Genomic DNA, 23,250 nt, shown 5'->3' on the forward strand with positions numbered 1-23,250 from the left:
CGAGAGCAAGCTCTCTGTGCTACCGCTCGACTTGCATGTGTTAGGCCTGCCGCCAGCGTTCAATCTGAGCCATGATCAAACTCTTCAATTTAAGTTTGATGCTCAAAGAATTAAACTTCGTAATGAATTACGTGTTCACTCTTGAGACTTGGTATTCATTTTTCGTCCGAGGACGTTAAGAATCCATGTCACTTTGAGTGCCCACACAGATTGTCTGATAAATTGTTAAAGAGCAGTTGCGACGCGCTTTAGCGCTCTGTCGCGAGGTCCCGTATAATACGTTTTCCTCATTCAGAGTCAAGCGCTTATTTTGCTTTTCTCTGTCGGCTTTCAACGTCGATTTCCGTCGTTGAATCCTCCTGGCCCGGCGGCTTGTTTGCCGTTGTTCCGTGTCAGTGGAGGCGCATTATAGGGGGTAATTCTGAAGTGACAAGGATAAATTCAAAAAAAGAATTCAACCGCTCACTTTTCAACCAAATCAGGTATTGAGCTTTAATTCTTGCCTGGTTTTTAAACAAAAACGAGCCCGCTGGGCCCGTTTTTGTCGTTTTGTGATTTACTGCACTGCCACAATGCGGTCGTCTTTTACTACCAGCTCGATGGTTTTACCCGGAACCAGCTCACCGGAAAGGATCTGCTGGGCTAACGGGTTCTCAATCTGCTGCTGAATAGCACGTTTCAATGGCCGCGCGCCGTATACCGGATCGTAACCATTGGCGCTCAGCAGCTTCAGCGCCTCATCGGACATCTGCACTTCATATCCGCGCTCTTCCAGACGTTTATACAGACGCTGCAGCTGGATCTGGGCAATAGAGGCAATATGTTTCTCGCCCAGCGGATGGAAGACCACCACTTCGTCGATACGGTTGATGAACTCCGGACGGAAGTTCTGGCTGACTACCCCCAGCACCAGGTCCTTCATATGTCCGTAGTCCAGCTCGCCGAACCGTTCCTGAATCAGATCGGAACCGAGGTTCGAGGTCATGATGACTACCGTATTACGGAAGTCGACCGTTCTCCCCTGCCCGTCGGTGAGACGCCCGTCGTCGAGTACCTGCAGCAGAATGTTGAACACATCCGGGTGCGCTTTTTCCACTTCATCCAGCAGGATGACGGAATAAGGACGACGGCGCACCGCCTCGGTCAGGTAACCGCCCTCTTCATAGCCGACGTATCCCGGAGGCGCACCGACCAGACGCGAGACGGAGTGTTTCTCCATAAACTCGGACATATCGATACGCACCATTGCGTCGTCGCTGTCGAACATAAAGTTAGCCAGCGTTTTACACAGCTCGGTTTTACCGACCCCGGTTGGACCGAGGAACAGGAACGAACCAATCGGCCGGTTCGGATCGGACAGCCCGGCGCGGCTGCGGCGAATGGCGTTGGATACCGCTTCAACCGCCTCATCCTGGCCAATCACCCGATGATGCAGCTCCTGCTCCATACGCAGCAGTTTGTCACGCTCGCTTTCCATCATGCGGGAGACCGGGATACCGGTCCAGCGGGCCAGCACTTCGGCGATTTCAGCATCAGTCACTTTATTACGCAGCAGACGCATGGTTTTCCCTTCGGCCTGCGTGGCCGCCGCCAGCTGTTTCTCCAGTTCCGGAATTTTGCCGTACTGCAGCTCGGACATCCGCGCCAGATCGCCGACACGACGCGCCTGTTCGATGGCGATTTTCGCCTGCTCCAGCTCAGCTTTGATGGTCTGGGTACCGGAGAGCGACGCTTTTTCCGCTTTCCACTCTTCTTCCAGCACCGAATACTGCCGTTCTTTATCCGCCAGCTCCTCGTTGAGCATATCGAGACGCTTCAGGCTCGCCTCATCAGACTCTTTCTTCAGCGCCTGCTGTTCCAGTTTCAGCTGGATAATACGCCGATCGAGGCGGTCCAGCTCTTCCGGTTTGGAGTCAATCTGCATACGGATGCTGGATGCCGCCTCATCGATGAGGTCGATGGCTTTATCCGGCAGCTGACGGTCGGCAATATAGCGATGCGATAAGGTCGCCGCCGCCACGATAGCCGGGTCAGTGATCTGCACGTGGTGGTGCAGCTCATAACGTTCTTTCAGACCGCGCAGAATCGCGATGGTATCTTCTACCGAAGGCTCGGCGACGAACACTTTCTGGAAGCGACGTTCCAGCGCGGCGTCTTTTTCGATGTACTGACGGTATTCATCAAGCGTCGTCGCCCCGACGCAGTGCAGTTCACCACGCGCCAGCGCCGGCTTCAGCATGTTACCCGCATCCATCGCGCCGTCGGCTTTACCAGCGCCAACCATGGTATGCAGTTCGTCGATAAACAGAATGACGTTACCTTCCTGTTTTGACAGGTCGGTCAGCACGCCTTTCAGACGCTCTTCAAACTCACCGCGGTATTTCGCCCCGGCCACCAGCGCCCCCATATCCAGCGCCAATACCCGACGGCCTTTCAGCCCTTCTGGTACTTCGCCGTTGACGATACGCTGCGCCAGGCCTTCGACGATTGCCGTTTTACCCACCCCGGGTTCACCGATCAGCACCGGGTTGTTTTTGGTACGACGCTGCAGTACCTGAATGGTACGGCGAATCTCTTCATCACGGCCGATCACCGGATCCAGCTTGCCCTGCTCGGCTCGCTCGGTCAGATCGACGGTAAATTTCTTCAATGCCTGACGTTGGTCTTCGGCACCCTGATCGTTCACGCTTTCCCCTCCGCGCATTTGTTCAATCGCCTGAGTCACGTTGGCGGTTGTTGCTCCGGCGGATTTTAAAAGGTCGGTCAGCGTACCGCGTGATTCAAGCGCCGCCAGAACGAACAGTTCCGACGAAATAAAGTTGTCCTTTTTCTTTTGCGCCAGCTTGTCGCAAAGGTTGAGGATCCGCACTAAATCCTGAGAAGGTTGCACATCGCCGCCGGTGCCTTCCACCTGCGGTAAACGGCTCAAGGCCTGTTCGATGTCAGTGCGCAGTTTCCCGGCATTCACGCCCGCCGAGGTTAATAAAGGACGTACCGATCCCCCTTCCTGATTCAGCAAGGCGCTCATTAAATGAAGAGGTTCGATGAATTGGTTGTCGTGCCCGAGTGCGAGCGACTGGGCATCGGCAAGAGCAAGCTGGAATTTATTGGTAAGACGATCCAGACGCATAACTCCTCCCATAAACAGGTCAAATTTGCTACTGGAGATTAAATGAGGTCATCCCTCAATTATTCAAGGTTAAAGACCCGAACTATGTGAAAAATAAGTTTGCCTTCTGGATCGTCTTGATTCTCTAGGTTATATCAGCCAAATGAAACTTGCCATACGACCGGTGGTCTTGTCGCGCCGGTAAGAGAAAAAATCATCCTTTTCACTTAGCGTGCAGCGATCGCCGCCGAAAATCTGCTCAACGCCGACGTTTGCCAGACGCTGCCGCGCCAGTTGGTAGATATCAGCAAAATATTTTTCGCCTGCCGGACGAAAAGCCCGGTGCGCATTCTCGTCCTTCGCCATAAAGGCATCCCGGACTTCCGGTCCCACCTCAAACGCCTGCGGACCGATGGCGGGCCCCAGCCACGCCATAATATTTTCGGCTTTATCGGCGAAACGAGCAACCGTCGCTTCCAGAACCCCTTCGCATAAGCCGCGCCATCCCGCGTGCGCCGCGGCGACTTCGGTGCCGTCGCGGTTACAGAACAGCACCGGCAGGCAGTCAGCGGTCATCACCGCGCAGACGGTCCCTGGCGTACGACTATAAGAGGCATCCGCGCGTTTCGACGGATAGGGTCCGCCGTCCAGCGTCAGAACCTCGGTGCCATGGACTTGCTCCAGCCAAACCGGGTAAGACGGCAAGCCGCCGGCGGCAAACATCCGCCGCCGGTTTTCTTCGACATCCTGCAGATTGTCGCCGCAATGGGCGCCCAGGTTGAGCGAGTCATAGGGCGGCAGACTCACGCCGCCGATGCGGGTAGAACTACAGGCCGCCACGCTGCCGGGCATTGGCCACTGCGGTACAATCAGTTTCGTCATAACCAGTCAATATCGTCCTTATGGGCTTCAAAATCGGCGCGCATCGCCTCGATGAGCTCGACCATATCCTGTGGGATGGGCGCGTGCCACTCCATTTCAATGCCGGAGATCGGGTGATACAGGCGCAGCATGGTGGCATGCAGCGCCTGGCGGTCGAATTTACGCAGCGCGGTGATGAACTCCTCCGACGCGCCCTTCGGCGGACGCGGCCGGCCGCCATAGACCTGGTCGCCTACCAGCGGATGGGTGATATGCGACATATGCACGCGGATCTGATGTGTACGACCGGTTTCCAGACGCAGACGCAGGCGGGTATGGATGCGGAAATGTTCCATAATGCGGTAGTGGGTCACCGCCGGTTTGCCCATCGGATGCACCGCCATATGGGTACGCTTGGTCGGGTGACGGCTGATCGGCTCTTCCACTGTGCCACCGGCGGTCATATGACCGATCGCCACCGCTTCGTATTCACGGGTGATCTCGCGCAACTGCAGCGACTCCACCAGCCGGGTTTGCGCCGGAATGGTTTTCGCCACCACCATCAGACCGGTGGTGTCTTTATCCAGACGATGAACAATACCCGCGCGCGGCACATCGGCAATAGGCGGATAGTAGTGCAGCAGCGCATTCAGCACAGTACCGTCAGGGTTGCCCGCGCCAGGATGTACAACCAGATCGCGCGGTTTATTGATCACGATGATGTCATCATCTTCGTAAACGATATTGAGCGGAATATCCTGCGGCTGGAAGCGCGCCTCTTCTTCGATTTCCACATCGATAGCGATGCGTTCTCCCCCCAGCACTTTTTCTTTCGGTTTATCGCCAATGGTGCCATTGACTAATACGCGTTGGTCGAGGATCCATTCTTTTATCCGCGATCGCGAATAATCAGGGAACAATTCGGCCAAAGCCTGATCTAAGCGTTGACCGAGTTGATTTTCGGTCACCGTTGCGGTGAGTTGTACTCGTTGTGCCATATACAGCTTCTTCGTTTAACGTTGGGTTTTACGGCTTTGCCGTTTAATATAGTGTGCTATTGTAGCTGGTCTTAATCGGGAGCAGGAACAGAGATTCTCCCGCATAAACATTTTGAGGAAGTCAAAACGTCATGACGCGCATGAAATACCTGGTGGCAGCCGCCACACTGAGCCTGGCTTTGGTGGGTTGCTCCGGCTCTAAGGAAGAGGTGCCTGATAATCCGCCGAATGAAATCTACGCGACCGCCCAGCAAAAACTGCAGGACGGTAACTGGAAACAGGCGATAACGCAACTGGAAGCGTTGGATAATCGTTATCCATTCGGCCCTTATTCCCAACAGGTACAGCTGGATCTGATTTATGCGTATTATAAAAACGCCGATCTTCCTCTGGCTCAGGCGGCTATCGATCGCTTCATGCGTTTGAACCCCACCCATCCGAACATCGACTATGTCATCTATATGCGCGGCCTGACCAACATGGCCCTGGATGACAGCGCCCTGCAGGGCTTCTTCGGCGTTGATCGCTCCGACCGCGATCCGCAGCACGCGCGCGATGCCTTCAATGACTTCTCCAAACTGGTGCGTGGTTATCCGAACAGCCAGTACGCCACTGACGCCTATAAACGCATGGTGTTCCTGAAAGATCGTCTGGCCAAATATGAGCTGTCGGTCGTGGATTACTACACCGATCGTGGCGCATGGGTTGCCGTGGTTAACCGTGTGGAAGGGATGATGCGTAATTATCCGGATACCCAGGCCACCCGCGATGCCCTGCCGAAGATGGAAAACGCCTATCGTCAGATGCAAATGAACGCCCAGGCGGACAAAGTCGCGAAGATTATCGCCGCGAACAGCAAGAACACCTGAGCCTGACTCATCGATCGCAAACGGCAGCCACTGGCTGCCGTTTTTTTATACCTTTCCCGGCAAGCTGAAGCGGTTTAGCGCCGGGTTAACTCATCAAATATGGCCTGCTTTATCGGGTTCGACAAGTAAAATCTCACTTCTTCCTGCCCTGTCTCACAAAATGAATTTGTTGACAAAAAGTGACAATAAAATGTGATTTAGATCACACATTTTGACATTGGGAAAGGTATGCTGGATTCACCAAGACGGGAAAGACAAGAGGTAAAATTTATGACAATGAACATTACCAGTAAACAAATGGAAATTACTCCGGCAATCCGCCAGCATGTCGCAGACCGTCTCGCCAAACTGGATAAGTGGCAAACTCATTTAATCAACCCGCACATCATTCTGTCTAAGGAGCCGCAGGGTTTTATCGCTGATGCAACCATCAACACGCCAAACGGCCATCTGGTTGCCAGTGCGCGTCATGAAGATATGTACGCCGCCATTAACGAATTGATCAACAAGCTGGAACGGCAGCTCAATAAAGTGCAACACAAAGGGGAAGCCCGCCGCGCCGCGACGTCGGTGAAAGAGGCAGGCTTTGTGGAAGAAGAAGAGTAATCCTTAACTTAAGTTGTGTCATGCCACGCGCCTTCGGGCGCGTTTTTTATTGACAGAGTGAAAACAGTACAGGTACTGTAATCCCCACTACCTAAAGGAATTTACCATGAAACTTGTCCCGTTCTTCTTCGCATTCTTTTTTACCTTCCCCTGACCGGGAGGCAATTCGTCGTATAAGAAAGAATGCGAAGACGAACAATAAGGCCTCCCACCCGGGAGGCCTTTTTTATTTGATAACAACAAAGGCAACATCTATGACCGAGGAAAACCCATTACTGGCGCTGCGCGATAAGATAAGCGCCCTGGACGAGAAGCTGCTTGCTCTGCTGGCGGAGCGCCGCGGACTGGCTGTTGAGGTTGGAAAAGCCAAACTGGCCTCCCATCGTCCGGTGCGTGATATTGACCGCGAACGCGATCTGCTGGAGCGCCTGATGACTATCGGCAAGCGCCATAATCTGGATGCGCACTATATCACCCGCCTGTTCCAGCTGATTATCGAAGACTCTGTTCTTACCCAGCAAACCCTGCTGCAGCAGCATCTGAATAAAATTAACCCGCATTCGGCCCGCGTGGCGTTCCTCGGTCCCAAGGGCTCTTACTCGCATCTGGCGGCGCGTCAGTACGCCGCTCGCCACTTTGAGCAGTTTATTGAGAGCGGCTGCGCGAAGTTCGCCGATATTTTTAATCAAGTAGAAACCGGCCAGGCCGATTACGCGGTGGTGCCGATTGAAAACACCAGCTCCGGCGGGATCAACGACGTCTACGATCTGCTGCAGCACACCAGCCTGTCGATCGTTGGCGAGCTGACGATCCCTATCGATCATTGCGTACTGGTGAGCACCTCGACGGATGCCGATAAAATTCAGACCGTTTACAGCCATCCGCAGCCGTTCCAGCAGTGCAGCCAGTACCTGAGCCGCTACCCGCACTGGAAGATTGAGTATACCGAGAGCACCTCGGCGGCAATGGAAAAAGTGGCGCAGGCGAACTCCCCGGCCGTCGCGGCCCTGGGTAGCGAAGCGGGCGGCGCTCTGTATGGTCTGCAGGTGCTGGAGCACTGCCAGGCCAACCAGACGCAGAACATCACGCGCTTCCTCGTCCTGGCGCGCAAAGCGGTGAACGTCTCCGATCAGGTGCCGGCCAAGACCACGCTGTTAATGGCGACCGGTCAGCAGGCGGGCGCCCTGGTGGAAGCCCTGCTGGTGTTGCGCAACCACAATCTGATCATGACCAAACTGGAATCCCGCCCGATCCACGGCAATCCCTGGGAAGAGATGTTTTATCTCGATATTCAGGCCAACCTGGATTCGCTGCCCATGCGCAAGGCGCTGAAGGAGCTGGCGGATATCACCCGCTCCATGAAGGTCCTCGGCTGCTACCCTAGCGAAAACGTGGTCCCGGTGGATCCGGTTTAACATTCGCGGAACGGTAATTTCTTCATCCCTGCCACCGCTACCGGCAGGGTGAAGATGGCGCCTGACAGCGGATACTGCGCCAGCTCATCGTCCTCCATGTTTTCCCGGGTGGTGGTGATATAGAGCGTTTTCATATCCGCCCCGCCGAAGCAGACCATCGTCGGGCAACGAACCGGCATCGGGTAGGATTCCAGCTCCTCGCCCTGCGGCGAGAAACGGGCGATCCGCCAGCCGTCAAACATTGCGCTCCAGTAACATCCCTCCACGTCGATCGCCGCCCCGTCAGGGATCCCTTCGCCAGGCTGAAAACGGCGAAAGACTTCGCGTCGGCCAGGCTCACCCTGCTCATCCAGCGGCGTACGGTAGATCACGGCGTTCGGCGTATCAGAGGTATACATCCAGCGCCGGTCGGCGCTAAAGGCCAGGCCATTGGCGCCATGGATGTCACACTGGATCACTTTCGGCTGCAGGTCGTTATCCACTCGCATCAGCAGCGCGCCGTTGTAATCCCCAGGCCCCCAGAAGGTACCGGCATAAAAGCGCCCATCGCGATCGGTCCCGCCGTCGTTAAACCGCGCCAGCTCCGGGTTGCTCGGGTTATCGCAGACTTTCCGCCGCAGCAGGCCGTGGGCGTCGGTCAGCCAGATGCCGCTGCGCAATGCCACGATAAACCCGCCCTTCTCGCGCAGGGCAAAACAGCCGACCTCCTCCGGAAACTGCAGCACCCGGTGTTCTCCGCTGCGGATATCGTAGCGGTGAATTTCACATTCCATGATATCAGCCCAGTAGAGGGCCTGTTCTGCCTCGCTCCAGGTCGGGCATTCCGGCAGGTATCCGGTGTAGTCAAACAGCGGTTGTGGTTCAGCCATCGTTGTCATCCCTATAAAAAAAGCCAGCGGTCGCTGGCTTTATTGTATACATCTTTTTCGCTTTACTGCCGATTATCGTTCGCCTGACGCAGCAGCGTGCGGCTCTCGCTCTGGAAACGCTGAGCGTAATCGCCAAACCAGTGTTCGACTTTACGGAAGCTGTCGATAAATGCCTGCTTATCGCCCTGCTCCAGCAGGCCGATCGCTTCGCCGAAACGCTGGTAGTAGCGCTTAATCAGCGCCAGGTTGTTTTCCGATGACATAATAATATCGGCGTACAGCTGCGGATCCTGGGCAAACAGACGGCCTACCATCGCCAGCTCCAGTCGGTAAATGGGTGACGATAGCGCCAGCAGTTGCTCAAGACGTACATTCTCTTCCGCCAGGTGCAGGCCATAGGCGAAGGTGGCAAAGTGGCGCAGCGCCTGAATAAAGGCCATGTTCTGATCGTGCTCAACGGCGCTGATGCGGTGCAGCCGCGCGCCCCAAACCTGGATTTGTTCGAGGAACCACTGATAGGCCTCCGGCTGGCGGCCATCACAATAGACCACCACCTGCTTCGCCAGGCTGCCGCTGTCCGGACCGAACATTGGGTGCAGGCCGAGAACCGGGCCCTGATGCGCCGCCAGCATCGCCTGCAGCGGCTCCGCTTTCACCGAGGCAAGGTCAACCAGAATGCAATCCGCCGGAAGGGGCGGCAGCCTGGCGATCGTCTCCACGGTGGTGTGAATCGGTACGCTGACGATAACCATGCCGGCATCGGCGACGATATCCGCCGCCCGGGCCCAATCCTCTTTTTCCAGAATACGCACCTGGTAGCCGGACAACGTTAACATCTTCTCAAACAGACGGCCCATCTGCCCACCGCCGCCGACGATCACCACCGGCCGCAGATTCGGCTGCAGGGTTTTGAAGCCTTTGTCGTTTTCGCTGGAATAGGATTCCCGCATCACGCGACGCAGAACGTCCTCGATCAGATCCGGTGGTACGCCGAGCGCAGCCGCCTCTTTACGTCGGGAGGCGAGCATCGCCGACTCGCGCTCCGGGACGTAAATCGGCAGGCCATACTGGCTCTTCACCTCGCCGACTTCGGCCACCAGCTCCAGACGCTTAGCCAGCAGGCTAAGCAACGCTTTATCCACTTCATCAATTTGATCGCGTAACGCGGTCAGTTCAGCAACCATACTTTCCTCTTAAACCAAACGGGCCGCCAGGTGGCCGCGGAGATCCTTATCCAGTTCACGCAGCAGCGCCTCGGTAGTCTCCCAGCTGATGCAGGCATCCGTCACCGAGACGCCGTATTTCATCGCCTCACGCGGCTGTTCAGAGGACTGATTGCCTTCGTGGATATTACTTTCGATCATCAGGCCGATAATGGAGCGGTTGCCATCTTTGATCTGCGCGACCACGGATTCAGCCACGGCCGGCTGGCGGCGGAAATCTTTATTGGAGTTCCCATGACTGCAATCTACCATCAGCGACGGCTTCAGTCCCGCCTGCGCCATCTCTTTTTCGCATTTCGCCACATCTTCCGGACCGTAGTTCGGCGCCTTGCCGCCACGGAGGATCACATGGCCGTTCGGATTACCCTGCGTTTGCAGCAGGCAGACCTGCCCGGCCTGGTTGATGCCTACGAAACGGTGCGGCATCGCCGCGGCGCGCATGGCGTTGATGGCCGTGGCCAGGCTACCGTCGGTACCGTTTTTAAAGCCGACCGGCATCGACAGGCCAGAGGCCATTTCGCGGTGCGTTTGTGATTCCGTGGTACGCGCGCCGATAGCGGACCAGCTGAACAGATCCCCAAGGTACTGCGGGCTGTTGGGATCCAGCGCTTCCGTCGCCAGCGGCAGTCCCATATTGACGAGCTCAACCAGCAGACGACGCGCAATCTTCAGGCCGCCTTCAACATCAAACGAACCATCCATGTGCGGATCGTTAATCAGCCCCTTCCAGCCGACGGTGGTACGGGGTTTTTCAAAATAGACGCGCATCACCAGGTAGAGGCTATCGCTGACCTCTGCGGCAAGGGCTTTAAACCGACGAGCATATTCAATCGCAGCTTCCGGATCGTGAATGGAGCAAGGACCACATACCACCAGCAGGCGCGGATCGCGACCGGCGATGATATCCGAAATGGTCTGACGGGCGTGCGCGATCTGCGCTTCCTGCTCGACGCTCAGCGGGAATTCCGCCTTCAGTTGCTCCGGGGTCATTAATACATGTTCGTCGGTAATATGTACGTTGTTCAGCGCGTCTTTTTGCATGATTGCGATCCTGTGTAGCTCGTTTGCGATAAGGGTTGCCTCAGAGGGCATGACGTAACGATACCACACAAAGTAAAGAATTCAATCCATATTCCGTAAATTTTAATTTACACCAACGAATTAATTGCCACTCACAATGGCGCGATGCGTATAACAATATTTACACATAGGAAAAACAAGCCAAACTTGCGCACCCACGGTATCGGTACTACGAAAAATCCTGGTGAGAATTGTCCCAAAGCAAAGGGCGCATCTAATGACGGGTTTTATTAACAGTGGTATTCTTCGCCGGGCATCGGCAGCGGCTTTTCCCGCGCTATGGCGACTTTGACGGAAGCGTTAATGACAGTATTACACCGTCTTTTATTGACTGTATTTTTTCTCATCGCGGTATCTCCTGTTTTTGCTGCCGGACCTTCAGAACATGTTCGCGCTATTGTTTCCGGGATCGTGACCTACACCCGTTGGCCGTCATTAACAGGAGCGCCAAAGCTGTGCATTTTTGCCTCATCACGCTTCACCCATAGCCTGGCTCATGAAGATCCGGATGCATTACCCTATCAACCGGTGATAGTACGTAATCGTGAAGAAGCGTTAAAAACGACCTGCGATGGTTTTTATTTTGGCAGCGAATCGCCGACTGAACAGTCAGAACTCACTCGCCGCTATGGCCCGAGGCCGCTGTTACTCATCGCAGAACAAAATACGGATTGTTCAATTGGTAGCGCGTTTTGCCTGATCATCAATGACGACCGGGTCCGCTTCTCCGTTAATCTGGACGTTCTGACGCACAGCGGGGTTCGGGTTAACCCGGACGTCCTGATGCTTGCCCGGAAGAAACCACATGAATAAGGACTTTTCACAGACTCCGCGCCCGACTTTCAAACGCGCGCTCCGTCGCATTAGCGTGATAAGCGTGGTGATCTCCATGACGCTGGTCTGGCTGCTGCTGAGTACAGCCTCAATCTTCACGCTCAAGCAGTACGCGCAGAAAAATCTTGAGCTCACTGCCGCGACCATGGGGCGCAGCCTCGAAGCCGCCCTGGTATTTGGCGACAGCGCGGCGGCAGAGGAAACCCTCGCGTCGTTGGGCAAGCAAGGGCAGATCTCCCAGGCAATCGTGCTAAACGGCCAGATGCAGCACTTCGCCGCGTGGCGCCATGAACCGCTGGCCAATAAAGAGCAAGTGAGCGGGCTTATCAGTAAATGGCTGTTTCCGGAGCCCACGGTGCAGCCCATCTGGCACCAGGGCAAACAAATCGGCGAGCTGAGATTGACCGCGCTTGATGAACTGATTAGCCACTTTCTCGGTATCTCGATTCTGGTGCTGACCGGCAGCATTCTGCTCGCCTCGTTCATCGCCCTGCTGCTGACCCACTCCCTACACCGGGGGATCGTCGCCGCCCTGCAGAGCATCACTGAGGTCGTGCATGATATACGTGAAAACCGCCACTTCTCCCGGCGGGTGCCGGAGGAGCGTATCGAGGAGTTCCATCTTTTCGCCCAGGACTTTAACAGCCTGCTGGGGGAAATGGAGGACTGGCAGCGCCAGCTGCAGGCCAAAAACGCGCAGCTGTTGCGCAGTTCGTTACACGATCCGTTGACCGGCCTGGCTAACCGCGCCGCCTTTCGTAACGCGCTCGCCGAGCTGATGCAGAATGAAGTCGATCATCAAACCTCGGCATTGCTGTTTCTTGATGGCGATAATTTCAAACTGATTAACGACAACTGGGGGCATGCGGCGGGCGATAAAGTGCTGATGGAGGTCGCCAGCCGCCTGATGACTTTTGCCGGTAAACGCCATCTGGCGTGGCGTCTTGGCGGCGATGAGTTTGCCGTTCTGCTGCGCGAGGTGCGCTCGGAAGCAGAAGTGCAGGCCCTGTGCCAGGCGCTAACGGAACAATTTCTTCCGCCATTCAACCTGCACAACGGTCATAGCACCACGCTCTCGCTGAGCGTCGGTTATGCCCTGGCGTGGGAGCACGCCACCGCGGAATCACTGCAAGAACTTGCCGATCAGAATATGTATCGGATGAAAAACCAACGTATCCAGCAGACGCTGAAATAATAAAGGACTCATTATGATCAGAAAATATTTCGTCCCCGCCCTGATGGCGGCGGCGCTTTTGACAGGTTGCCAGGCTCCTCAGGGAAAATTTACCCCGGAGCAGGTGGCGGCGATGAAATCTTACGGCTTCACTGAAAGCAATGGCGATTGGTCCCTGGGCTTATCCGATAGCATCCTGTTTGACAAGAATGACTACCGACTACGTCCCGACAGCCGCCAGCAGATCACCACGATGGCCTCGCGGCTGGCGGCTACCGGGATCACCCATAGCCGCCTTGAAGGCCATACCGATAATTATGGTGAAGATAGCTACAATGAAGCCCTGTCGCTTAAGCGGGCCAACAGCGTGGCCGATGCCTGGGCGGAAGGCGCTCATGTCCCACGCAGTAATTTAGTCACCCGCGGCCTTGGCAAAAAATACCCGATCGCCAGCAACGACACGGCGGCCGGGCGCGCCGAAAACCGCCGGGTAACGGTGGTCATCAGCACGCCGTAAGTCTTCACTTAGTCGCTGGACTTCATCATCCTCATTGCCGTTGCCGCGCGCCAGCGCAGGTAGTCAACGGCAATGAACAGCAGCAGGCTGGCTCCCATTAACGGCATGGCCAATCCAAGGGCAAACGCCAGCCCAAGCACCAGGCTTCGGGCAGGCCAGGCGAGCGACAGCCACGCCTGCAGCAGCGAATGCGCCGGATCCCAGGCCGCCTGAGGCGGACGGCGGATCCACCATAACCGGTACCCCACCCCGATGGTAACGCACAGCGCGCAGCCAAATCCCACCAGCAGCAGCTGATTCGCCAGACCAAAGAGGATCCCCATATGGAAATCGACGCCCCAGCGGGTGAGCTTCGCCATCAGCGGAAAGTCGGCAAAACGCGTGCGATCCACCACCTGCATCGTGGCGCCATCGATCGCCACCGCGTCCACCTGCGTCGGCCAGCGACGGTCGATCTCATTCACCGTCCAGGCGCGGTCGTCTGACACTGGCGGACGGATCTCCAGCCGGCTGGCGTTCAGCCCCGCCTGACGGGCCGCCGCCAGCGCCTGGTCAAACTGGGCCAACTGCAGCGCCGGCTGATGCTGGGCCATGGCCATCGCATCCATATGATGTCCGGCATGGGGATCGTGCGTCATCGGCATCTCGCCATGCAGCTGGGTATTGACCTGCGGCGTCAGCCAGCCGAACGCTGCCCGCATTTTGTCCACATTGCCGCCGGCCCATTGCGACCAGGTCAGGCCGGTGGCGGAGAAGAGCAGCATACCCACCAGTAAGCCCCAGCCCAGCGTCACGTGCAGCCGACGATGGTTCTGCAGGGCGTTATTCAGCCGCCGTTTTGGACGCGTCATCGCCCACAGGGCAATGCCTCCGAGCGCGGCCACCCACATCCAGGAGGCGGCCAGTTCGCTGTATAACCTCCCGCTGTCGCCCAGCAGCAGAGAGCGATGCGCATAATCAATCCACTGGCGCAGCGGCAGGATGCCGCTGGTGCCGTAGACCGTCATATCGCCCTTCACCCGCAGCGCGATCGGATCGACAAAAATAGCCCGGGATTCCGACTCTCCGAGACCCGGATCGGCAAACATAATGCGCGTGGTCTCGCCCAACGCAGGCGCCGGACGCACCGCCAGCAGCCGCAGATTGCCCTGGGTCGCTTCTTCGGCCACCGCAATCTGGGCGCTGAGCGGCTGCGGAGTCCCCTCGGCAAGGCCATGCAGCGCGTCGTGATAGAGCCAGTTTTCCAGCTGCGGCGTCGCCACGTACAACGTACCGGTCAGGGCAGCGACAAAGATAAACGGTCCGATAAACAGACCAATATAGAAATGGAGGCGACGCAGCAGGTTCAGCCATGCCGCGCGCGAGGTGCAGGTTGTCATACTTTTCCTTTTTTAAAGCAAAAGAGGTCGTTGCGCGGTGCGCAGATTGATTTTTATTAAAGGGAAAAAGCAGACAGCCGCGGCGGGGCGCGGGTTTCGGGGTAGAGCCAGGGAAAGTAGTGCCAGTGCTTTAATACCGGGCGAGAAACCGGCAGGCGAATGCGCCGCAGGAGCATGGCGACGAACAGCGCCAGCGCGAAAAGGAGCCCCGGGACATGGACTAACAGCACGCAATAGCCACACGCTTCGGCATGGTCCAGCGGCATTTCGTGTCCGGTATGCGTAGCGCCGTCTGTGCTGTGCATCATTGCCATCTTGTGCCCGGGCATCTGCGCCATGCTCGCGGACGAGCTATCCATCATCATGGCGTGGTGCATGCCGGGCATGGCGCTCATGGGGTCTTTTTGCAGGGAGACGGAGATCAGGGGGGCCACCACGATCAGCAGGATCGCCAACAGCGCCAGCCAGGCGGCTCGCCGTTTAGGTGTCGTTTGCTGAAAACTGTTGCTGACCACCGCCCCTCCGTATAGAGGGCGTATTGTAAATGATTTACATCACGATGGTTACAACAAAGATAAAAAAAGGGCCAGCCATCTGGCCAGCCCTTTCTATCAGGATGTCGCGAAAGCGAATCTTAGTTAAGACGCTCTTTGATACGAGCAGACTTACCAGTGCGCTCACGCAGGTAGTACAGTTTAGCTTTACGTACAGCACCACGACGTTTAACAGCAATGCTGTCAACTACCGGAGAGTGAGTCTGGAAAACACGCTCAACGCCTTCGCCGTTGGAAATTTTGCGAACAGTGAATGCAGAGTGCAGACCGCGGTTACGAATAGCGATAACCACGCCCTCGAATGCCTGCAGACGTTTTTTGGAACCTTCAACAACCCATACTTTCACTTCCACGGTATCACCCGGACGGAAGGAAGGTACGTCCTGCTTCATCTGTTCTTGTTCAAGTTGCTTAATAATGTTGCTCATAATTTAATCTCTTATCCTGGGTAAACTGATATTGGGGGCTCACGCCTGCCCATCATGTTTATGCTGCTGTTGCGCGTGTTCAGTTTTGAACTCCGCCAGCAGCTTTGCTTGCTCTTCAGTCAGAGCCAGGTTTTCCAGAAGTTCAGGTCTTCTAAGCCAGGTGCGGCCCAGCGACTGCTTCAGACGCCAGCGACGTATCTCAGCATGGTTTCCCGACAGCAATACTGGCGGTACTTCCATCTCCTCTAACACTTCAGGACGGGTATAGTGGGGGCAATCCAGCAACCCATCAGCAAAGGAATCTTCCGTTGCCGATGCTTCATGGCCCAGTACTCCCGGAATGAACCGGGAAACGGAGTCAATCAGCGTCATTGCCGGTAACTCACCACCGCTGAGAACGTAATCGCCGATTGACCATTCTTCGTCAATTTCGGTTTGGATTACGCGCTCGTCTATCCCTTCGTAGCGACCGCACACCAGAATCAGTTTCTGATTCGTTGCCAGTTCGCTGACGCCCGCTTGATCAAGCTTGCGTCCCTGAGGTGACAGATAAATCACCTTCGCGCCTTCACCTGCCGCGGCTTTTGCTGCATGAATGGCATCCCGTAAGGGTTGCACCATCATTAGCATCCCCGGTCCGCCGCCGTAAGGACGATCGTCCACGGTACGGTGCCGGTCATGCGTGAAGTCGCGAGGACTCCAGCTTTCGATGCTCAGCAGGCCATTTTTTACTGCCCGGCCAGTTACCCCGTAATCGGTAATTGCGCGGAACATTTCAGGAAACAGGCTAATTATGCCAATCCACATAGCGCCGTCTTTTACCGTTTATCCGGAGAATTTAAAAACCAGGATCCCAATCTACTTCGATAGTACGCGTAGTGAGATCGACTTTCTTGATAACCTGCCCATCGAGGAACGGAACCAACCGCTCCTTGATACCAAATGCATCTTTCAGGTTTGCCTTGATGACGAGCACGTCATTCGACCCGGTTTCCATCATATCGATGACTTTACCGAGGCTATAGCCTTCCGTCGTAACTACCTGGCAGCCCATCAGGTCTTTCCAGTAGTAGTCACCCTCTTCCAGCTCCGGCAACTGCGATGAATCCACGATAATTTCGCAATTAGTCAGTAGATTCGCGGCATCACGATCGTCAACGCCTTTCAGCTTGATGATGATGTCCTGATTGTGGTGGCGCCAGCTTTCCAGCTCAACGACCTGCCACTGACCCGCCTTCTGGATTAACCAGGGCTGATAGTCAAAAATGCTTTCGGCGTCTTCGGTGGAGGAAAACACTCTGAGCCAACCACGGATACCGTAGGAAGAACCCATTTTCCCCAATACGATCGGATCAACAGGTGCTTGCGCGGTGTGTTGCTTGCTCATCATGACCACCGTGACAGATTAAGCTGCTTTGTTAGCGGCTTTGATCAGCGCGGCAACGCGATCGGAAACAGTAGCGCCCTGGCCAACCCAGTGAGCGATACGATCCAGATCCAGGCGAGTTTCTTCTTCCGCACCGTTAGCGATCGGGTTGAAGAAACCAACGCGCTCGATGAAGCGACCGTTGCGTGCATTACGGCTGTCGGTGACAACAACCTGGTAGAACGGACGCTTTTTAGCGCCGTGACGTGCTAAACGAATAGTTACCATAACATCCTCTTGTGTGAATAAAACAACCGGGCCCCATCGAGGAACGGAGCCCGGTGTCATATTAAAAGCCCGAAAATTTTACTGATTTCTGGGGAAAATGCAATCAGCAGTTGATAAGTCTGCTGTAAAAGGCCGTCGGCGGTGCAGCCAGTTTAGTACCAGCGTGTGCGCAACCACTGGAACGTACAGGTAGTACGTGAGGATGGCGAGCACACCCCGGCGCTAAAATGGCAAACAAGATAGCCTTATGCCCTTGTTTTTAACGACCCGGGAAGCCTGGCGGCATCATCCCTTTCATCCCGCGCATCATCTTCATCATGCCGCCTTTCGACTTCATCTTCTTCATCATGCGCTGCATGTCGTCGAACTGCTTGAGCAGACGGTTCACATCCTGCACCTGCATGCCGCAGCCGGCGGCGATACGGCGCTTACGCGAACCTTTGATGATTTCCGGCTTAGCGCGCTCTTTCAGTGTCATCGAGTTGATGATCGCTTCCATACGCACCAGCACTTTGTCGTCCATCTGCGCTTTCACGTTGTCCGGGATCTGCCCCATGCCCGGCAGCTTGCCCATCAGGCTGGCCATGCCGCCCATGTTTTTCATCTGGCGCAGCTGCTCAAGGAAGTCGGTGAGGTCGAAACCGTCGCCCTTCTTCAGCTTGGAGGCCAGCTTCTCGGCCTGCGCGCGGTCAACCTTGCTCTCGATATCTTCGATCAGCGACAGCACGTCGCCCATGCCGAGGATACGGGAAGCGACGCGGTCCGGATGGAACGGCTCCAGCGCTTCGGTTTTCTCGCCGACGCCGAGGAATTTAATCGGCTTGCCGGTAATATGGCGAATCGACAGCGCCGCGCCGCCGCGGGCGTCGCCGTCCACTTTGGTCAGCACCACGCCGGTCAGCGGCAGCGCTTCGTTAAAGGCCTTCGCGGTATTCGCCGCATCCTGACCGGTCATCGCATCGACGACGAACAGGGTTTCAACCGGGTTAATGGCGGCGTGGACGTGCTTGATTTCGTCCATCATCGCTTCGTCAACGTGCAGACGACCGGCGGTATCCACCAGCAGCACGTCGTAGAATTTGAGTTTCGCTTCTTTCAGCGCCGCGTTGACGATATCAACCGGCTTCTGCCCGACATCAGACGGGAAGAAATCGACGCCGACCTGCTCGGCCAGGGTTTCCAGCTGTTTGATCGCCGCCGGGCGGTAAACGTCCGCGGAAACGACCAGCACTTTCTTCTTGTGCTTCTCGCGCAGGAATTTCCCCAGCTTACCGACGCTGGTGGTTTTACCAGCACCTTGCAGGCCCGCCATTAGCACCACGGCCGGCGGCTGCGCGGCCAGGTCGAGCGTCTGGTTCTCTTCGCCCATCGCCGCCACCAGCTCGTTGCGGACGATTTTGACGAACTCCTGACCCGGGGTCAGGCTTTTATTGACTTCATGGCCGACCGCGCTCTCTTTGACGCGGCTGATGAAATCACGGACCACCGGAAGCGCAACGTCCGCTTCCAGCAGCGCCATGCGCACTTCGCGCAGGGTGTCTTTAATATTGTCTTCTGTAAGGCGTCCGCGGCCGCTAATGTTGCGCAGCGTACGCGACAAACGATCGGTTAAATTATCAAACATTGTCTCTCGCCTGAGGTGGAAACGGTCGGTCGCCGCAGCGACACACAAAACGAATGTGGCGGAGTATAACACGACATCAATCTGAATGTGCTGCAACGGTTGGAGCAGAGGCCTGCTAACGTTATACTGCTTCTCTTTCTTATTTAGCCAACAGCCGACACCTATGCCTGTTTTTGCTCTACTCGCCCTTGTCGCCTACTCCGTCAGCCTCGCGCTGATTATCCCCGGCTTGCTGCAAAAAAACAGCAGCTGGCGGCGAATGGCGATTTTATCTGCGACTATCGCCTTGATCTGCCATGCTTTTGCGCTGGAAGCACGGATATTCCCCGGCGGCGAGAGCGGGCAAAATCTCAGCTTACTGAACGTCGGGTCGCTGGTCAGCCTGATGATCTGTACGGTGATGACTATCGTGGCCTCGCGCAATCGCGGCTGGCTGCTGCTGCCTATCGTCTATGCCTTCGCGCTGATCAACCTGGCCTTCGCCACTTTCGTGCCTAACGAATATATCACCCACCTGGAAACCACCCCGGGGATGCTGGTGCATATCGGCCTGTCGCTCTTCTCGTACGCCACGCTGATCATTGCCGCGCTGTATGCGCTGCAGCTGGCGTGGATCGACTACCAGCTCAAGAATAAAAAGCTGGCTTTCAGCAGCGAAATGCCGCCGCTGATGAGCATTGAGCGCAAAATGTTCCACATCACCCAGGTCGGCGTGGTGCTGCTGACCCTGACGCTGTGCAGCGGCCTGTTCTACATGCACAATCTGTTCAGCAGCGAAAATATCGATAAAGCGGTGCTGTCGATTATTGCGTGGTTCGTCTATATCGTCCTGCTGTGGGGGCACTATCATGAAGGGTGGCGCGGACGTCGTGTGGTCTGGTTCAGCGTCGCTGGCGCCGGTCTGCTGACGCTGGCCTATTTTGGTAGCCGCGTGCTGCAGCAGTTCGTGAGCTAAGTCTTTTAAGGAATCCTACGTGGAACATATCTCCACCACCACGCTGATCATAACGCTGATCGTCATGGTGATTATCTCTGCCTATTTCTCCGGTTCCGAAACCGGCATGATGACGCTGAACCGCTACCGGTTGCGCCACATGGCGAAACAAGGCAACCGCCCCGCCAAGCGCGTGGAGAAGCTGCTGCGCAAGCCGGACCGCCTGATTAGCCTTGTGCTGATCGGCAATAACCTTGTCAACATTCTCGCCTCGGCGCTGGGCACCATCGTCGGCATGCGCCTGTACGGCGACGCCGGCGTCGCGATCGCCACCGGCGTACTTACCTTTGTGGTGCTGGTATTTGCCGAAGTGCTGCCGAAGACCATCGCCGCCCTCTATCCGGAAAAGGTCGCCTACCCCAGCAGCTTCCTGTTGGCGCCCCTGCAGGTGCTGATGATGCCGCTGGTGTGGCTGCTGAATACCATCACCCGCATACTGATGCGCATGATGGGCATCCGCACCGATACCGTCATCAGCAGCGCCCTGAGCAAAGATGAACTGCGCACGATTGTGAATGAATCCCGTTCACAAATCTCACGACGTAATCAGGATATGCTGCTGTCGGTGCTGGACCTGGAGAAGGTCAGCGTTAACGACATCATGGTGCCGCGCAATGAGATTGTCGGCATCGACATCAATGATGACTGGAAATCTATCGTCCGCCAGCTGACCCACTCCCCGCATGGCCGCATCGTGCTCTACCGCGATTCGCTGGACGATGCCATCAGCATGCTGCGCGTTCGCGAAGCCTACCGTCTGATGACGGAGAAGAAAGAGTTCACAAAAGAGATCATGCTGCGGGCGGCAGATGAGATCTACTTTGTGCCGGAAGGCACGCCGCTCAGCACCCAGCTGGTGAAATTTCAGCGCAATAAAAAGAAAGTCGGTCTGGTGGTCGATGAATACGGCGATATTCAGGGGCTGGTCACCGTCGAAGATATTCTTGAAGAGATTGTCGGCGACTTCACCACCTCCATGTCACCCACCCTGGCGGAGGAAGTGACCCCGCTTAACGACGGCACGGTGATTATCGACGGCAGCGCCAACGTTCGCGAAATCAACAAAGCGTTTAACTGGCACCTGCCGGAAGATGAAGCGCGCACCGTCAACGGTATTATCCTCGAAGCGCTGGAAGAGATCCCGGTCCCAGGCACCCGCGTGCGCATTGAGCAGTACGATATAGATATCCTCGACGTGCAGGACAACATGATCAAACAGGTGAAAGTGATGCCGGTGAAATCATTACGCGAGAGCGTCGCTGAGTAGCGCTAGCGAAGGAATTAACATCACGGTGGGCTGCGGCCCGCCGTTTTTTATCTCGCGCCGGGAGCGATGACACAAAAAACGGCCGCCCGCAGGCAGCCGTTGAGCAAGGCAGCAAGCGTTATTTCGCTTTCGCTACCGTCACCATCGCGGCGCGAATAGTACGGCCGTTCAGGGTATAACCTTTCTGCATCACGGACAGCACGTTGCCCGCCGCCACATCTTCAGACTCGACCATCGCAATGGCCTGGTGGACGTTCGGATCCAGCGGAACGTTGGTGTCGGCGATCACTTCCACGCCGAACTTACGCACTACGTCCAGCATAGATTTCAGGGTCAGTTCGATCCCCTCCACCATCGGCGCCAGCTCCGGGTTAGCCTTGTCAGCCACTTCCAGCGCGCGGTCCAGGCTGTCGATTACCGGCAGCAGTTCATTGACGAATTTTTCCAGCGCGAATTTGTGCGCTTTCTCGATATCCTGCTCGGTACGACGACGCAGGTTATCTTCGTCGGCTTTGGCACGCAGCATCACTTCACGTTCACGTTTCTGCGCTTCAGCCAGCTGGGCTTCCAGATTCGCAATTTTTTCATCGCGCGGATCCACCTGCTCAGCCGAAACTTCAGGCTCTACCGCCTCAACGTCGTCGTGCTGCTCCGTGATAATTTCTTCCGGGGCTTGCCCCTCAGGCGTTTTCTGTTCTTTACTACTCATGAATTTCTCCGCGTTTTTTTCGCATTCATCTCGCTAACTTCGCTTATTATGGGGATCAGTTTCCGGGTTTCAAGGGAAGCGGACAGATTGTCACTATTTCATTTAACGCAAGGACATCCAGATCATGAAGAACCATTTCAAGTGTATCGGCATTGTGGGACATCCTCGTCACCCCACCGCCCTGACCACACATGAAATGCTCTGGCGCTGGCTGTGCAGCAAAGGGTATGAAGTGCTGGTTGAACAGCAGATCGCCCATGAACTTCAGCTCAGCAACGTGAAAACCGGCACGCTGGCGGAGATTGGCCAACAGGCCGACCTCGCGGTGGTGGTGGGCGGCGACGGCAATATGCTCGGCGCGGCGCGGACCCTGGCCCGTTACGACATTAACGTCATCGGCATTAACCGCGGTAACCTCGGCTTTCTCACCGATCTTGACCCGGACAACGCCCTGCAGCAGCTCGCCGACGTGCTGGAAGGTCACTACATCGCCGAGAAACGCTTTCTGCTGGAGGCCCAGGTGTGTCAGCAGGATTGCCAGAAACGTATCAGCACCGCCATCAACGAAGTGGTGCTGCACCCCGGCAAAGTGGCGCATATGATTGAGTTCGAAGTCTATATCGACGAAGTCTTTGCGTTCTCTCAGCGATCCGATGGCCTGATTATCTCCACTCCGACCGGCTCCACCGCCTATTCGCTGTCGGCCGGCGGCCCAATCCTTACGCCGTCGCTGGACGCCATCACCCTGGTGCCGATGTTCCCGCACACCCTTTCAGCGCGACCGCTGGTGATCAACGGCGACAGCACCATCCGCCTACGCTTCTCTCACCGCTGCAGCGATCTGGAGATCAGCTGCGACAGCCAGATTGCCCTGCCGATCCAGGATGGCGAAGATGTCCTCATTCGCCGCTGTGATTATCACCTCAATCTGATTCACCCTAAAGATTACAGCTATTTCAATACATTAAGCACCAAGCTCGGCTGGTCGAAAAAATTGTTCTGATTTTCACGGCTGCCTCTTTACTGGATAAAAAACCAGTCTATACTGTACGAAAACACAGTATTGGTTTTTCATACAGGAAGGCA

24 protein-coding genes, 1 rRNA gene and 1 other annotated feature are annotated in these 23,250 nt (G+C 56.0%); of the genes, 10 read left to right on the top strand and 15 right to left on the bottom strand.

From position 1 onward, the window contains the following. The 4 genes from HMPREF1024_RS0126345 to rluD all read right to left on the bottom strand — a co-directional run. A 16S ribosomal RNA gene (locus HMPREF1024_RS0126345) occupies positions 1 to 91 on the bottom strand; the annotation flags it as partial. 465 nt (positions 92 to 556) lie between these two features. Next, complete coding sequence (gene clpB / locus HMPREF1024_RS15350) at positions 557 to 3,130, bottom strand: ATP-dependent chaperone ClpB (protein ID WP_004890358.1); 2,574 nt, start codon at positions 3,128 to 3,130, stop codon at positions 557 to 559. A 129-nt stretch (positions 3,131 to 3,259) separates the two neighbouring features. Then, positions 3,260 to 3,991, bottom strand: coding sequence for a purine nucleoside phosphorylase YfiH (gene yfiH, locus HMPREF1024_RS15345; RefSeq protein WP_004212956.1), 732 nt, complete (start codon positions 3,989 to 3,991; stop codon positions 3,260 to 3,262). Further along, a complete protein-coding gene (rluD, locus tag HMPREF1024_RS15340; protein WP_002914110.1) occupies positions 3,988 to 4,968 on the bottom strand; it encodes a 23S rRNA pseudouridine(1911/1915/1917) synthase RluD in 981 nt (326 codons plus the stop codon). The genes yfiH and rluD overlap by 4 nt, the downstream gene beginning before the upstream one ends. A gap of 131 nt (positions 4,969 to 5,099) precedes the next feature. Between rluD and bamD the strand changes: the two genes are divergently transcribed. The 4 genes from bamD (at position 5,100) to pheA (ending at position 7,858) form a co-directional block, all read left to right on the top strand. Beyond that, on the top strand, positions 5,100 to 5,837 hold the full coding sequence (gene bamD, locus HMPREF1024_RS15335) for an outer membrane protein assembly factor BamD (RefSeq protein ID WP_004145664.1): 738 nt from the start codon (positions 5,100 to 5,102) through the stop codon (positions 5,835 to 5,837). A gap of 270 nt (positions 5,838 to 6,107) precedes the next feature. Continuing rightward, positions 6,108 to 6,443 carry a ribosome-associated translation inhibitor RaiA gene (gene raiA / locus HMPREF1024_RS15330; protein ID WP_002914111.1) on the top strand — a complete coding sequence of 112 codons (336 nt, stop codon included), beginning with the start codon at positions 6,108 to 6,110 and terminating at the stop codon, positions 6,441 to 6,443. 105 nt (positions 6,444 to 6,548) lie between these two features. Next, positions 6,549 to 6,673 (top strand) — a sequence feature (Phe leader region). Next, positions 6,550 to 6,597 carry a pheA operon leader peptide PheL gene (gene pheL, locus HMPREF1024_RS30580; protein WP_100250063.1) on the top strand — a complete coding sequence of 16 codons (48 nt, stop codon included), beginning with the start codon at positions 6,550 to 6,552 and terminating at the stop codon, positions 6,595 to 6,597. (Overlaps the previous feature by 48 nt.) A gap of 24 nt (positions 6,674 to 6,697) precedes the next feature. Continuing rightward, the gene (pheA, locus tag HMPREF1024_RS15325; protein WP_004150975.1) at positions 6,698 to 7,858 is read left to right on the top strand and encodes a bifunctional chorismate mutase/prephenate dehydratase; all 1,161 of its coding nucleotides are present in this window, start codon (positions 6,698 to 6,700) and stop codon (positions 7,856 to 7,858) included. On the opposite strand, the gene HMPREF1024_RS15320 is transcribed toward pheA, so the two are convergent. The 3 genes from HMPREF1024_RS15320 to aroF form a co-directional block, all read right to left on the bottom strand. Continuing rightward, on the bottom strand, positions 7,855 to 8,727 hold the full coding sequence (locus HMPREF1024_RS15320; RefSeq protein WP_009308458.1) for an SMP-30/gluconolactonase/LRE family protein: 873 nt from the start codon (positions 8,725 to 8,727) through the stop codon (positions 7,855 to 7,857). The two genes, pheA and HMPREF1024_RS15320, sit on opposite strands and share 4 nt — an antisense overlap. Positions 8,728 to 8,789: 62 nt before the next feature. Continuing rightward, positions 8,790 to 9,911 carry a bifunctional chorismate mutase/prephenate dehydrogenase gene (gene tyrA, locus HMPREF1024_RS15315; protein WP_009308459.1) on the bottom strand — a complete coding sequence of 374 codons (1,122 nt, stop codon included), beginning with the start codon at positions 9,909 to 9,911 and terminating at the stop codon, positions 8,790 to 8,792. 9 nt (positions 9,912 to 9,920) lie between these two features. After that, positions 9,921 to 10,991, bottom strand: a complete 1,071-nt coding sequence (gene aroF, locus HMPREF1024_RS15310) for a 3-deoxy-7-phosphoheptulonate synthase AroF (protein ID WP_002914114.1) — start codon at positions 10,989 to 10,991, stop codon at positions 9,921 to 9,923. A gap of 342 nt (positions 10,992 to 11,333) precedes the next feature. Between aroF and HMPREF1024_RS15305 the strand changes: the two genes are divergently transcribed. Genes HMPREF1024_RS15305 through HMPREF1024_RS15295 form a run of 3 tightly spaced genes read left to right on the top strand, consistent with a single transcriptional unit; the run spans position 11,334 to position 13,555 of the window. Beyond that, positions 11,334 to 11,843 carry a YfiR family protein gene (locus tag HMPREF1024_RS15305; protein WP_004174804.1) on the top strand — a complete coding sequence of 170 codons (510 nt, stop codon included), beginning with the start codon at positions 11,334 to 11,336 and terminating at the stop codon, positions 11,841 to 11,843. Further along, positions 11,836 to 13,059, top strand: coding sequence for a diguanylate cyclase DgcN (gene dgcN / locus HMPREF1024_RS15300; RefSeq protein WP_009308460.1), 1,224 nt, complete (start codon positions 11,836 to 11,838; stop codon positions 13,057 to 13,059). The genes HMPREF1024_RS15305 and dgcN overlap by 8 nt, the downstream gene beginning before the upstream one ends. Before the next feature lie 13 nt (positions 13,060 to 13,072). After that, positions 13,073 to 13,555, top strand: coding sequence for an OmpA family protein (locus HMPREF1024_RS15295; protein WP_004145671.1), 483 nt, complete (start codon positions 13,073 to 13,075; stop codon positions 13,553 to 13,555). Between the two features lie 8 nt (positions 13,556 to 13,563). Here HMPREF1024_RS15295 and HMPREF1024_RS15290 read toward each other — a convergent pair whose 3' ends face one another. The 7 genes from HMPREF1024_RS15290 to ffh all read right to left on the bottom strand — a co-directional run bounded on the left by HMPREF1024_RS15290 (position 13,564) and on the right by ffh (position 19,194). Continuing rightward, on the bottom strand, positions 13,564 to 14,934 hold the full coding sequence (locus HMPREF1024_RS15290) for a PepSY domain-containing protein (RefSeq protein ID WP_002914118.1): 1,371 nt from the start codon (positions 14,932 to 14,934) through the stop codon (positions 13,564 to 13,566). Between the two features lie 56 nt (positions 14,935 to 14,990). After that, positions 14,991 to 15,449 carry a DUF2946 domain-containing protein gene (locus tag HMPREF1024_RS15285; RefSeq protein ID WP_009308461.1) on the bottom strand — a complete coding sequence of 153 codons (459 nt, stop codon included), beginning with the start codon at positions 15,447 to 15,449 and terminating at the stop codon, positions 14,991 to 14,993. Positions 15,450 to 15,568: 119 nt separating this feature from the next. Continuing rightward, a complete protein-coding gene (gene rplS, locus HMPREF1024_RS15280) occupies positions 15,569 to 15,916 on the bottom strand; it encodes a 50S ribosomal protein L19 (protein WP_002914145.1) in 348 nt (115 codons plus the stop codon). 39 nt (positions 15,917 to 15,955) lie between these two features. Beyond that, positions 15,956 to 16,723, bottom strand: a complete 768-nt coding sequence (trmD, locus tag HMPREF1024_RS15275; protein ID WP_002914147.1) for a tRNA (guanosine(37)-N1)-methyltransferase TrmD — start codon at positions 16,721 to 16,723, stop codon at positions 15,956 to 15,958. 31 nt (positions 16,724 to 16,754) lie between these two features. After that, on the bottom strand, positions 16,755 to 17,303 hold the full coding sequence (rimM, locus tag HMPREF1024_RS15270; protein ID WP_004150977.1) for a ribosome maturation factor RimM: 549 nt from the start codon (positions 17,301 to 17,303) through the stop codon (positions 16,755 to 16,757). Between the two features lie 18 nt (positions 17,304 to 17,321). Further along, positions 17,322 to 17,570: a 30S ribosomal protein S16 gene (gene rpsP, locus HMPREF1024_RS15265; RefSeq protein ID WP_002914149.1), complete on the bottom strand. Its 249-nt coding sequence runs from the start codon at positions 17,568 to 17,570 to the stop codon at positions 17,322 to 17,324. A 259-nt stretch (positions 17,571 to 17,829) separates the two neighbouring features. Next, positions 17,830 to 19,194, bottom strand: coding sequence for a signal recognition particle protein (gene ffh / locus HMPREF1024_RS15260; RefSeq protein WP_002914152.1), 1,365 nt, complete (start codon positions 19,192 to 19,194; stop codon positions 17,830 to 17,832). 163 nt (positions 19,195 to 19,357) lie between these two features. On the opposite strand from ffh, the gene HMPREF1024_RS15255 reads away from it, so the two are divergent. Both HMPREF1024_RS15255 and HMPREF1024_RS15250 read left to right on the top strand, forming a co-directional pair. Further along, entirely contained in the window at positions 19,358 to 20,149 is a 792-nt protein-coding gene (locus HMPREF1024_RS15255) for an inner membrane protein YpjD (protein WP_002914153.1), read from the top strand. Positions 20,150 to 20,168: 19 nt separating this feature from the next. Next, positions 20,169 to 21,455, top strand: coding sequence for an HlyC/CorC family transporter (locus tag HMPREF1024_RS15250; protein WP_004149392.1), 1,287 nt, complete (start codon positions 20,169 to 20,171; stop codon positions 21,453 to 21,455). Between the two features lie 118 nt (positions 21,456 to 21,573). Here the strand turns inward: HMPREF1024_RS15250 and grpE are convergent, their stop codons facing one another. Continuing rightward, positions 21,574 to 22,164, bottom strand: coding sequence for a nucleotide exchange factor GrpE (grpE, locus tag HMPREF1024_RS15245; protein WP_002914155.1), 591 nt, complete (start codon positions 22,162 to 22,164; stop codon positions 21,574 to 21,576). Between the two features lie 124 nt (positions 22,165 to 22,288). On the opposite strand from grpE, the gene nadK reads away from it, so the two are divergent. Continuing rightward, a complete protein-coding gene (nadK, locus tag HMPREF1024_RS15240) occupies positions 22,289 to 23,167 on the top strand; it encodes an NAD(+) kinase (protein ID WP_002914158.1) in 879 nt (292 codons plus the stop codon). The last annotated feature ends 83 nt before the right edge of the window (positions 23,168 to 23,250 follow it).

The organism is Klebsiella sp. 4_1_44FAA, assembly GCF_000238715.1.
Classification (GTDB): Bacteria; Pseudomonadota; Gammaproteobacteria; order Enterobacterales; family Enterobacteriaceae; genus Klebsiella; species Klebsiella pneumoniae.